Here is a 12,322-nt window from a genome sequence, read left to right on the forward strand (position 1 = left end):
GAGGAATAATATATGGTTAAGGAAGTTATTAAAACTTCAGAAGACAAAATGAAAAAATCAATTGAGGCTCTAAAAAAAGAGCTTGCAGCTTTAAAAGCAGGAAGGGCTAATCCATCTATGCTAGATAAACTTATGGTAGATTATTACGGAACACCTACACATATTTCAGCAATGGCACAGATTACAGCCCCAGAGCCAAGAATGTTAGTAATACAACCATGGGATAAGAGTTCAATAAAAGATATAGAAAAAGCCATTCAGAAATCAGATTTAGGTTTAAATCCAAGTAACGATGGACAGGTGATTAGATTAGTTGTTCCTGAATTGACTGAAGAAACAAGAAAAAATCTTGTAAAAGTTGTAAAGAAACATGGTGAAGAAGCTAAAGTTGCTATTAGATCTATTAGAAGAGATGCCAATGATAAGCTTAAAGCTGTTAAAAAGGATGGACAGCACTCTGAAGATGAAATAAAGAAAGCTGAAGATGACATTCAAAAATTAACTGACAACTTTGTAAAAGAAATTGATAAAATAGTAGATACAAAAGAAAAAGAAATAATGTCAGTTTAGAAGTAATACTATGAGAGATGAGGTTTATATAGGCTTTAAGCTTAATGAAGTAGTTAGTGAAATAGAAAAAGATAATAAAAGATACGAAATTATAGAAATATGGGATACTAAAAAAACAAAAATTGGGGATGACCTGAGAATAGTTAATATTAAAAATGATGATATAATAAAAATATACGTAGCATATTTTTAACCCCTCAAATAGAGGGGATTTTTAATAACCCAGATGTTTACATATGTAAAAAATTAAAAGATTTAATTAGATGTTTTGTAGTTTTAAATTTCTCTGAAATATTTAAAACTTTAATGTGAGGGTGAAGTTATGTTTTTTCGTAATAAGATAACTGCAGTAAAAAAGAAAGCTGTAAAAGATATAGATATGTCTAAAATTCCAGAACACATTGCTATAATAATGGACGGTAATGGAAGATGGGCCAAAACTAGAGGAATGCCAAGAAGCTTTGGTCATAAGGCCGGTGTTGAAACAATAAGAGAAATCGTTAAAACATGTTCAAACATTGGTGTTAAATATCTAACCCTTTATGCCTTTTCAACAGAAAATTGGAAAAGACCACCAGATGAAGTGAATGCCTTAATGATGCTATTAGTAGAATACTTAAGAAAAGAAGTTGATGAATTGCATCAAAATAATGTAGTAGTAAACTTCATTGGAGATATTTCAGCTTTACCACAAGTATGTCAAGATGAGTTGACTAACGCAAAAAACAGAACAAAACAAAATAGTGGACTTATATTAAACTTAGCACTTAATTATGGTGGAAGGGATGAACTCATAAAAGCTTTTAAAACTATAGCAATTGAAATTGTGAATAGAAATTTGGATGTTGATGATGTGAATGAAGAATTAATCTCCAAATTTTTGTATACAAAGGGTATGCCAGATCCTGACTTGGTTATCAGACCAAGTGGAGAATATAGACTAAGCAATTTTTTATTATGCAGGTAGCATATTCAGAATTTTGGTTTTCTGATATACTTTGGCCAGATTTTAAATCGAAAGATTTGATTGAAGCAATTTATGATTATCAAAATAGAGACAGAAGATTTGGTGGTGTAAAGTAATTAGTTTGGAGGGATAAAATTGGCAGATAAAAGAGTAATTAGTGCCGCAATAGCAATCCCTATATTACTATTTTTTGTGATTATGGGAGGAATTACTTTCAGAATCGGAGTTTTAGTGATAACTGCAATTGCATTATCAGAATATGTTGGTGTTTATAATTACAATAATCATAAAGTAATAAAATGGGTGTTAATTTTGGGGTATATAGCAAATGTAATAGTTTTATTTACAACAAGAAAAACAGAACATTTTATGTTAATAATAAATTTGATTCTTCTAATTTCAATGTCTGTCCCTATATTTATTAAAAAATATGATGTAATTTCTTCAGCTATAACAATAGTTGGATATTTGTATATAGTAAATTTTTTTACACTTATGATATTAATTAGAGAAATGAATTATGGTAACAAGCTAACAGGAAATAAACTTATATGGATAGTATTTATTGTTGCATGGTTTAGCGATACCTTTGCGTATTATACGGGTCGTTTTTTTGGAAAGAGAAAATTATGTCCAGAGGTCAGCCCTAAAAAAACTATTGAAGGTGCTTTTGGTGGCTTGATTGGAAGTTTAGTAGGGGTATTATTATGGTGGCTAATAAATTCAAATTCAAATATTAGGTTATTTCAATTACTGATATTGGCAATATTAGCTGGATGTGTTTCGCAGATAGGAGATTTATCTGCATCATTAATTAAAAGATATGTTGGAGTTAAAGATTATGGCAAAATTATGCCAGGACATGGCGGTATTTTAGATAGATTTGATAGCATACTTTTTGTAACACCTGTAGTATATTATTATATAGTACTGCTAATGGGTTGAAATTTATGTATAAAACGAATCAGACAAAACTTAAGGTTATTATAATAACATTATTATTAATAGTCTTACTTAAGTTTTGTCTAATTTTTTTATGGCCTTTAGTTATGGCAATTTTATTATTTTTTATTTTTGAACCACTTGTTAAGAAACTTGAATATTTAAAGGTAAATAGAACTTTTAGTGTTATCCTTAGTGTATTTTGTCTAATTCTTGTAATAGGTGGAGTAATGTATTATTTGTTAAAATATTCATATATTCAAGTAATTTCTTTTATTGATGGGATACCAGAATTAATTACAACACTGTCTAATAAATATTCCTTTGCAAAAGATTTAAAAATGAGCTATTTAGATGTAACAAATGCTTTAGAACAAATGATAATACTATACAAAAATAAAATTATTAAAAGTCTATTTGATGTAGTGAATGGTATTGTTTATATTTTTTTCATAGTTACAACTTCAATTTTGCTATGTATTGAAAGAAATACTATTAAAAAAATTCTTGCTTCATTAATTCCAACTGATTATTATATTTTAATGAATAAGATATTATTAAAAATCATTGATATGATAAAAATTCAATTTAAGCTTGTTACAATAACCTGTGTTATTATGACTATTGGTTTACTGGTTTTAGATGTTAAATCTCCATTAACTATAAGTTTGATTTGTGGTATACTTGATATATTACCACTTGTTGGGCCAGCTATAATATTTATACCATGGATAATTTTCGAATTTTTAGTTGGGAATATGTTTGTAGGATTTGGTTTGTTGCTATTATATATATTATTACAAATTGTTAGACAAATAATGGAAATAAAGTTCGTTGGAGCAAGTGTTGGTATTAATCCACTTATAACAATTTTGTCATTATATTTTGGTATCTACATATATGGAATCTGGGGTATCATTATAGGACCAATTTTAGTAATTGTTATAAAAGAGCTTTATTCCGAGTTTTTTAGGAAGAAAGGGAGTACGATAATATGAAAAAAATTACAATATTAGGATCAACAGGTTCTATTGGAACGCAATCTCTCGAAATTATAAGAAATAGAAAAGAAGATTTCAAAGTTATTGCATTAACAGCAAATTCTAATGTGAAATTATTATTAGAGCAAATAAAGGAATTCAAACCACAATATGCAGTAGTTATGAGTGATGAATCCTATAAAATTCTTAAAAATAAAGTTGACCAGAATGAAACTAAGATACTTAAAGGTTTAGAAGGTTTAATATATGTTAGTTCACTTGATGATGTTGAAATAGTACTAACTTCAGTTGTTGGAATGATTGGGCTAAAACCGACAATAGCAGCAATTCAGGCAGGAAAAGATATTGCACTTGCTAACAAAGAAACCCTTGTGGTAGGAGGTCAAATAATATCAAATGAATTAAAAAAATCAAATTCTAAAATAATACCTGTAGATAGTGAACATTGTGCATTATTCCAATGTTTGCAGGGTCAAAACAAAAAAGACGTTAAAAGGCTTATATTAACCGCTTCTGGAGGTCCATTTAGAGGAAAGAAAAAAGAAGAATTAAAGACAGTTACTCCAGAAATGGCTTTAAGACATCCTAATTGGAGTATGGGTAAAAAAATTTCTATTGATTCAGCAACATTGATGAATAAGGCTCTTGAGGTCATTGAAGCTCATTGGTTATTCGATGTAACTTATGATAAAATTGATGTTGTCCTTCATCCACAAAGCATTATTCATTCAATGGTTGAATATTGTGATGGTTCAATATTAGCACAATTAAGTGAGACAAATATGCAACATCCCATACAATATGCATTAGATTATCCCAGAAGAAATATAGCAAATTTTGGATATTTAGATTTAATCAAAAATAACACATTGACATTTGAAGAACCTGATATAAATACCTTTGAATGTCTGTCATTAGGATTTGAGGCAGGAAAAATTGGGGGTACTATGCCAACTGTTTTAAATGCAGCAAATGAAGAAGCTGTCAATTTATTTTTAGGAAAGAAAATCAGTTTTTTGGAAATTAGTGAAATTGTGAAAGAAGCTATGAACCACCATGTAACTTCTTATGATTTAACTCTAGATAAAATATTAGAAGTTGAACTTTTAACAAGAAATTATGTTAATTCATTAGTTAAATAGGAGGCGGTTGTTTTGACAACTTTTTTAGCGACAATTTTTGTTTTTGGTTTATTAATAACTAGTCATGAATTTGGACACTTTATAATGGCTAAATCAGCAGGTATTAAAGTTCTTGAATTTTCAATTGGTATGGGGCCTAAAATACTTGGATTTAATGGTGTTGAGACAAATTACACCTTACGCTTATTACCAATAGGAGGGTATGTTAAAATGCTAGGAGAAGAGGAAGAATCCTCTGATCCAAGGGCTTTTTGTAATAAAGGCCCTTGGCGAAGACTGTCGGTAATAGTTGCGGGAGCTTTCATGAATTTTGTAATAGCAATACTGCTATTCTTCATTGTTTCGTATAATATAGGAGTATATAAACCTGTTATCAGTAAAATTGAGCCAAATTATCCTGCTGAAACTGCAGGACTTAAAGTTAACGATAAAATATTAAAGGTAAATAATAAAGACATTAATACATGGAATGAGTTTATCCTATTTATATCTGAAAACAAGGAAAAACCTTTTAATATAACCTTTGAAAGGCAAAATCAACTTTATAATAAAAAGATAACTCCATTTTACAACAATAATGAAAAAAGATATATGATAGGTATATCACCAACTCTTGTAAAGGGTAATGTTATAGAATCATTTAATAATGGATTTAGAGAAACATTTACTTCTATAAAACAAATGATAGCTTTTTTAGGAGGGGCTATTAGGGGAAAAATCTCATCTGCTGATGTTGGTGGACCTATAGCAATAGTTAAAATGTCAGGAGAAGCTGCTCGTAGTAGTATTTGGAGTTTACTGGCATTTGCAGGATTTTTAAGTATAAACTTAGGTGTTATCAACTTAATACCTTTTCCAGCATTAGATGGTGGTTGGGTTGTTATAATATTAATTGAAGCTTTAACTGGTAAGAAAATAGATGAAGATAAAATTGGTGTGATTAACCTGATAGGTTTTTCTTTATTAATAACCCTGATGATATTTGTAACTTATAAAGATATAATAAAATTATTCTAACAAATTTAAAAGGAATGATAATAGTGAGAAGAAAAAGTAAAAAAATAAAAGTTGGAAATATTTACGTAGGTGGAGATTCACCTATAACTATACAATCTATGACAAATACATATACAAGTGACGTTAAAAATACAGTTAATCAAATTTTAGATCTTGAAAAAGCTGGCTGCGAAATAGTAAGAGTAGCTGTTCCTGATATGGAGGCTGCCCAAGCTATAAAGCAAATTAAAAAAGAAATAACAATACCCATAGTTGCTGACATCCATTTCGATTTTAGATTAGCAATAGAATCAATGAAAAATGGAGTAGATGCACTTAGAATTAATCCAGGTAATATAGGAGATGAAATCAAAGTAAAAGAAGTTGTTGAATGTGCTAAATTTTATGACGTGCCAATTAGAATAGGAGTTAATTCCGGATCATTAGAGAAAAATTTGTTAGAAAAATATAAAACACCTTCTCCGGAGGCCCTTGTAGAGAGTGCATTAAATCATGTTCATCTTTTAGAAAAAAATAATTTCACCAATATTGTTATTTCTGTTAAATCATCAAATGTAATCAGCAACATAGAAAGTTACAGATTACTTGCAAAAAAGGTAGAATACCCTTTGCATCTTGGAGTTACAGAGGCAGGTACAGCTTTCTTGGGGACAATAAAATCATCAATAGGGATTGGGACTCTTTTATGTGAAGGAATTGGGGACACAATTAGAGTTTCTTTAACAGATAATCCCTTGGAAGAAATTAAGGTAGCAAAAGAAATATTAAAAGCTTGCGGATTGCGGAAAAATGGTATAGAATTAATATCTTGTCCTACTTGTGGACGTACAAATATAAATCTTATTGAACTTGCGAAGGAGGCAGAGAAAGCACTTTTTAATATTAATAAGGACATAAAGGTTGCAATAATGGGTTGTGTTGTTAATGGTCCTGGAGAAGCAAGGGAAGCTGATATTGGAATAGCTGGTGGAATAAATGAAGGAATTTTATTTAAAAAGGGGAAAATAATAAAAAAAGTTCCAGAAGAATTACTCCTTGAAGAATTAATCGAGGAGATAAAAAAAATGTAAATTAATAGCATTAATATATTAAACTCTTTAATGGGGGGATTTTATGAAAGTTGCTTGCATTATACCAGCTTATAATGAAGAAAGAACTATTAAGGAAATTATTGATGTAGTTAAGCAAGTAGATTTAATAGATGAAATAATAGTGGTAAGTGATGGTTCAAAGGATCAAACAGTAAGCATTTCTAAAAAAGCTGGTGCGAAGGTTATAGAAAATAAAATTAATAAGGGTAAAGGAGCTGCTCTTAAAATAGGTATTGATTCTTCAGATTCTGATATATTTACGTTTTTAGATGCTGATCTTGTTGGATTGAAGAAAGAACACGTTATAGATTTATTAATGCCAGTGTTAAATGATGAAGCTGATATGTCAGTTGGAATATTTAAGAGTGGCAGAATTGCTACTAACCTAGCACAAAAGGTTGCACCTAATCTATCAGGACAAAGAACTATTAAAAGACAGCTAATTGAAGAAATTGAAAACATCGATATTACAAGATATGGTGTTGAGATAGCTTTAACAAAAATAGCTCAAAAGAGAAATTATCGCACAAAAAATGTTTTTCTTGATAATTTAACTCATGTTATGAAGGAAGAAAAATTAGGTTTACGAAAAGGGTTTAAAGCAAGGTTAAAGATGTATTGGGAGATAGCTAAGTGTTTGAAGATGGAATAGCTTCAGGAGGAATAGATAATGGCTAAAACACTTCATGAAATTTTGAATGAAGATACAAATAGAGAAACTTATGATTCAGAGAATATATATAAAAATATTTTTGTAAACAAGGTTTATGTAGATAAAGAAGCAAATTTATGGTTTATACATTTAAGTTCGTACAATAAAATTAGTGAAGAACATCTGGAAAAGATAAAAATATTATTAAAAAACAAAGTAAAAATAACAGGTGAAATAGAATTTTGCATAGATATTATAGATAGAAAAAAACTTACATTAGATGACTTAATTAATAACAGTGATTTAATTAGAGAACTGATACAAAGTTGCTTTAGTTCAAGTCCAGCAGTATGTAGTATGCTTCAAAAGTGTAAATATGACATTGATGAAAAAATTTAATTTTTTATGTTGATAATAGTTTTTTATTATCAATTTTAAAGTCAAAAAGTGCAGGTATTATTTTGCAAAGAGAGTTAAAACATGTTTTTGATATTGAAATATCTGTTTTATTTAAAGAAAGCTTTCTTGATGAAACAGAGTATTATTTAGTTAAAGAAGAGGAAGACAAAAAATTAATCCTGCAGTGTTTCGATAATAAGAATGAATTAAACCATCCTAAAATTAATAAAGAAGTTAGTTTAAAGGAAAAAGCAATAACAACAGAAAGCAATTTAATTTACGGAAAAAAACTTCAAGGGGATAAAACCTCAATTGCCTCAATAAATGATGAGATTGGAACAGTTGTTATTGAGGGAATGGTGTTCAAAACCGAAATTCGAGAAACAAAAAATGGGAAATTTATATTTTCCTTTTTTATTACTGATAAGTCAAGTTCAATTACTGTAAAACTATTTCCTAAACCAGAAAATGTTGAAGAAATTAAAAAGAGAATTAAAGAGAATGTATTCTTAAGAGTACAAGGCGAAGTTGTTAATGATATGTTTGCTAAAGAGCTAGTATTAATGGCTAGAGCAATCGAAGAATATACTCCTTATAAGAGAATGGACGTAAGTATAGATAAGCGTGTAGAACTTCATCTTCATACTCAAATGAGTGCAATGGATGGAGTTTCTTCTGCTACTGACCTGATTAAGAGAGCAAGTGAGTGGGGTCATAGTGCAATTGCCATAACGGATCATGGAGTTGCTCAAGCTTTTCCAGAAGCAATGGAAGCTGCTACAAAAACAGGAATAAAGGTTATTTACGGGGTAGAGGCTTATTTGGTTGATGACGGAGAGCCCTTGATTTTTAGACCAACTGAAATGGAACTAGATGGAGAATTTGTAGTATTCGATATAGAAACAACAGGATTAAACTATCAAGAAGATGAAATAACAGAGATTGGGGCTGTAAAGATTAAAAATTGTGAGATTGTAGATAGATTTTGTACGTTAATTAATCCACTAAAGAAAATTCCAGAAGAAATAGTTAAATTAACAGGAATAACAAATGAAATGGTTGCAGATAAGCCAACATTAGATATTGCACTTCCACAGTTTTTAAAGTTTATTGGAAGTTGTCCTGTTGTAGCTCATAACGCAAAGTTTGATTCATCTTTTATAAAAGAAAAATGTAAAAAACATGGATACACTTTTAATAACACTATAGTTGATACTTTAGCACTTTCAAGATGGCTTTTACCAGATTTAAAAAGACATAAATTGAATATAATAGCAGAACATTTTAACATAAATTTAGAAAATCATCATCGTGCTGTTGATGATGCTGAAGCAACTGCCCATGTTTTTGTAAAATTCGTAGATATTCTTAAAGAAAAGGGTGCTAAAACTATCAATGATATAAATAGTCTTTATTCAGGTAATGTAGACATAAAAAAAGCTCAGACATATCACGTTATAATTTTGGTTAAAAACAAAGAGGGCTTATTGAACTTATATAAACTAATATCAATGGCACATATTAAATATTTCAATAAAAGACCCCGTATGCCTAAAAGTATAATTCAACAATTTAGGGAAGGTCTTATTATTGGCTCAGCATGTGAAGCTGGTCAAGTTTTTAAAGCAGTTTTAGATAATCGTTCCGAAAATGAAATAGAGGAAATAATAAAATTTTATGATTACCTTGAGATACAACCAAGAGGAAATAATGAGTTTATGATAGATAATGGAACAGTTGAAGATGAAAAACAATTAATAGAATTAAATAAAAAAATAGTTTATTTAGGAGAAAAGTACAATAAACCTGTCGTTGCAACAGGAGATGTTCATTTTTTAGATCCTGAAGATGAATATTTTAGAAGAATATTAATGGCTGGTAAAGGTTTTACTGATGCGGATAAACAGGCTCCCCTTTATTTTACGACTACGACAGAAATGCTTGATGAATTCAGATATTTAGGTGAAGATAAGGCTTTTGAAGTAGTGGTTAAAAACACAAATTTAATTGCTGAACAAGTAGATGTTATAAAACCAATCCCTGATGAAACATTTCCACCTAAGATAGAGGGTGCAGATGAAGATATACGAAATATGACAATGAATAAAGCTCATAGTATATATGGAGAAAATCTTCCTGAAATTGTAGAGAAAAGGTTGGAAAAAGAATTAAATTCCATAATCAACAATGGTTATGCGGTCCTATATTTAATTGCTCACAAACTTGTTGCAAAATCTTTGGAAGATGGTTACTTAGTAGGTTCAAGAGGTTCTGTTGGATCTTCTTTTGTTGCTACAATGTGTGGAATAACAGAAGTTAATCCCCTACCACCGCATTATGTATGTCCTGTGTGCAAACATTCTGAATTTTTTACTGATGGAACAATAGGTTCCGGAGCTGATCTTCCAGATAAAAATTGTCCCAACTGTGGAAGTTTGTATAAAAAAGATGGGCATGATATTCCTTTTGAAACTTTCTTAGGTTTTGAGGGAGATAAAGAGCCAGATATAGATTTAAATTTTTCCGGTGAATATCAGCCAGTGGCACACAAATATACAGAAGAGTTATTTGGTGAAGGTCATACATTTAGGGCAGGTACAATTGGAACAATTGCAGAGAAGACCGCTTACGGGTATGTAAAAAACTACTTATCCGAGAGAAATATTATTGCTACCCAAGCTGAAATTGAGAGACTCGTAAGGGGATGTACAGGGGTAAAAAGAACATCAGGTCAACATCCAGGAGGTATAATGGTAGTACCTAGGGATAATGAGATTTATGAATTTTGTCCTGTTCAAAGACCAGCAGATGATCCTAACTCAGATATAATAACTACACATTTTGATTATCACTCTATTAGTGGGCGATTGTTAAAATTGGATATATTAGGGCATGATGATCCTACAGTTATAAGAATGCTACAAGATTTAACTGGTATTGATCCTACTTCCATTCCACTTGGTGATGAAAAGGTATTAAAAATATTCACTTCTACTGAACCACTTGGGATTACACTGGAAGAAATAGGTTGTGAAACTGGTAGTCTTGGGATACCTGAATTTGGTACAAAATTTGTAAGACAAATGTTAATAGATACACAGCCAAAGACATTTGCTGAATTAGTTAGAATATCAGGGTTATCTCACGGAACGGATGTATGGTTAAATAATGCTCAGGAGTTAATTCAAAATGGAATTGCTACATTAAAGGAAGTAATACCTACAAGAGACGATATTATGGTTTATTTAATGTATAAAGATATTCCTCCTAAACATGCATTTAACATTATGGAAAGGGTAAGAAAAGGGAAAGGTCTTAGAGATGAAGATATTGCAGAAATGAAAGAGAAAAATGTTCCTCAATGGTATATTGATTCATGTAATAAAATAAAATATATGTTCCCAAAAGGTCATGCATGTGCATATGTTATGATGGCTGTACGAATAGCTTATTTTAAGGTTTATTATCCAGAGGCATATTATGCAACATATTTTACTGTTAGAGCAGATGATTTTGATGCGGAGATTATTTCTAAAGGGGAAAAGGTTATATTAAGTAAAATTAAAGAAATAAATAATTTAGGAAATAATGCATCACAAAAGGAAAAGGGGTTACTTACTGTTTTAGAAATTGCATATGAAATGTATAAGAGGGGCATTAAACTTAAAACCGTCGATTTATATAAATCTGACTCAACAAAATTTTTAATAACTGAAAATGGTATACTTCCGCCATTTAAAGCATTGCAAGGAGTAGGTGAAAGTGCTGCAAAAAGTATTGTTGAGGCCAGAAGAGAAGGAATGTTCCTATCAAAGGAAGATTTAAGATTAAGAGCAAAAGTTTCTAAGACGGTTGTAGAAATATTAGAAAATCATGGATGTTTAAATGATTTACCAGATACTAACCAACTTTCTTTGTTTTAACTTGCAAAGATATATATATAATGTTATAATTTCATTTAGGAAATGCATATAGTTTTTGACACAAGAGTGGGGATTTCCCACTCTTTGCTTATGTTTAAGTATAAGACTTTGATTATTACAAAAAATAGAAAAAAGAAAAGGAGGGTTAATGATGACTAGTTTTGATATAGATAAAATTGAAAAAACAGTTGAAGAATTGGCAGAACCAGTTGTGGAAAATCTAGGTTTTGAATTAGTAGCAGTTGAATTTGTTGAAGAAGAGGGAGAATGGTATTTGCGTATATACATAGATAAAGCCGGAGGGGTAGATCTAGATGACTGTACAAATGTCAGCAGAATATTAAATGAAAAAATTGACGAAGTAGATCCAATTGAACAAAGTTATTATTTTGAAGTATCTTCTCCAGGTTTAGACAGACCTATTAAGAAAGAAAAAGATTTTATAAAATATTCTGGAAGTAAAGTCCGAGTGATTTTAAATAAGCAAATAGATGGGAAGGAAATATTTGAAGGAATTTTAATAGGGCTAACAAATGATGAAGTAATTATTAAAATAAAAAATATAGATAAGAAATTAAAGAGAAAAGATATTAAATCAGTCAGATTAAATGATTTTGG

Annotated in this window: 9 protein-coding genes and 3 pseudogenes; all 12 read left to right on the forward strand. The window is 29.9% G+C overall.

What is annotated here, in order from left to right; all coding sequences use genetic code 11:
- Window positions 1-12 precede the first annotated feature (12 nt).
- A complete protein-coding gene (gene frr, locus Q428_RS03260; protein ID WP_035378158.1) occupies window positions 13-570 on the forward strand; it encodes a ribosome recycling factor in 558 nt (185 codons plus the stop codon).
- Between the two features lie 10 nt (window positions 571-580).
- Window positions 581-763 (forward strand): hypothetical protein, encoded by a 183-nt coding sequence (locus tag Q428_RS03265; RefSeq protein ID WP_035378160.1) that lies wholly within the window; start codon window positions 581-583, stop codon window positions 761-763.
- 186 nt (window positions 764-949) lie between these two features.
- Window positions 950-1,653: pseudogene (locus Q428_RS03270) on the forward strand (isoprenyl transferase).
- 19 nt (window positions 1,654-1,672) lie between these two features.
- Window positions 1,673-2,482 (forward strand): phosphatidate cytidylyltransferase, encoded by an 810-nt coding sequence (locus Q428_RS03275; protein WP_035378162.1) that lies wholly within the window; start codon window positions 1,673-1,675, stop codon window positions 2,480-2,482.
- A gap of 5 nt (window positions 2,483-2,487) precedes the next feature.
- Window positions 2,488-3,477, forward strand: coding sequence for an AI-2E family transporter (locus Q428_RS03280; protein ID WP_035378163.1), 990 nt, complete (start codon window positions 2,488-2,490; stop codon window positions 3,475-3,477).
- Window positions 3,474-4,622 carry a 1-deoxy-D-xylulose-5-phosphate reductoisomerase gene (locus Q428_RS03285; RefSeq protein ID WP_035378166.1) on the forward strand — a complete coding sequence of 383 codons (1,149 nt, stop codon included), beginning with the start codon at window positions 3,474-3,476 and terminating at the stop codon, window positions 4,620-4,622. The genes Q428_RS03280 and Q428_RS03285 overlap by 4 nt, the downstream gene beginning before the upstream one ends.
- Window positions 4,623-4,634: 12 nt before the next feature.
- A complete protein-coding gene (rseP, locus tag Q428_RS03290; protein ID WP_035378168.1) occupies window positions 4,635-5,639 on the forward strand; it encodes an RIP metalloprotease RseP in 1,005 nt (334 codons plus the stop codon).
- Window positions 5,640-5,653: 14 nt separating this feature from the next.
- Complete coding sequence (ispG, locus tag Q428_RS03295) at window positions 5,654-6,709, forward strand: flavodoxin-dependent (E)-4-hydroxy-3-methylbut-2-enyl-diphosphate synthase (RefSeq protein ID WP_423219570.1); 1,056 nt, start codon at window positions 5,654-5,656, stop codon at window positions 6,707-6,709.
- 43 nt (window positions 6,710-6,752) lie between these two features.
- Entirely contained in the window at window positions 6,753-7,382 is a 630-nt protein-coding gene (locus Q428_RS03300; protein WP_035378170.1) for a glycosyltransferase family 2 protein, read from the forward strand.
- A gap of 18 nt (window positions 7,383-7,400) precedes the next feature.
- Window positions 7,401-7,613: pseudogene (locus Q428_RS16635) on the forward strand (PolC-type DNA polymerase III N-terminal domain-containing protein); the annotation flags it as partial.
- 57 nt (window positions 7,614-7,670) lie between these two features.
- Window positions 7,671-11,704, forward strand: a pseudogene (locus tag Q428_RS03310) (PolC-type DNA polymerase III).
- Window positions 11,705-11,855: 151 nt separating this feature from the next.
- The coding region (locus tag Q428_RS03315; RefSeq protein ID WP_152539061.1) for a ribosome maturation factor RimP at window positions 11,856-12,322 on the forward strand (467 nt) is incomplete at its 3' end.

This window comes from Fervidicella metallireducens AeB, from assembly GCF_000601455.1.
Taxonomy (GTDB): Bacteria; Bacillota; Clostridia; order Clostridiales; family Caloramatoraceae; genus Fervidicella; species Fervidicella metallireducens.

Coding starts and splice junctions, on each gene's coding strand:
- frr (WP_035378158.1), top strand. CDS start 13: ATGGTTAAGGAAGTTATTAAAACTTCAGAAGACAAAATGAAAAAATCA.
- Q428_RS03265 (WP_035378160.1), top strand. CDS start 581: ATGAGAGATGAGGTTTATATAGGCTTTAAGCTTAATGAAGTAGTTAGT.
- Q428_RS03280 (WP_035378163.1), top strand. CDS start 2,488: ATGTATAAAACGAATCAGACAAAACTTAAGGTTATTATAATAACATTA.
- Q428_RS03285 (WP_035378166.1), top strand. CDS start 3,474: ATGAAAAAAATTACAATATTAGGATCAACAGGTTCTATTGGAACGCAA.
- ispG (WP_423219570.1), top strand. CDS start 5,654: ATGATAATAGTGAGAAGAAAAAGTAAAAAAATAAAAGTTGGAAATATT.
- Q428_RS03300 (WP_035378170.1), top strand. CDS start 6,753: ATGAAAGTTGCTTGCATTATACCAGCTTATAATGAAGAAAGAACTATT.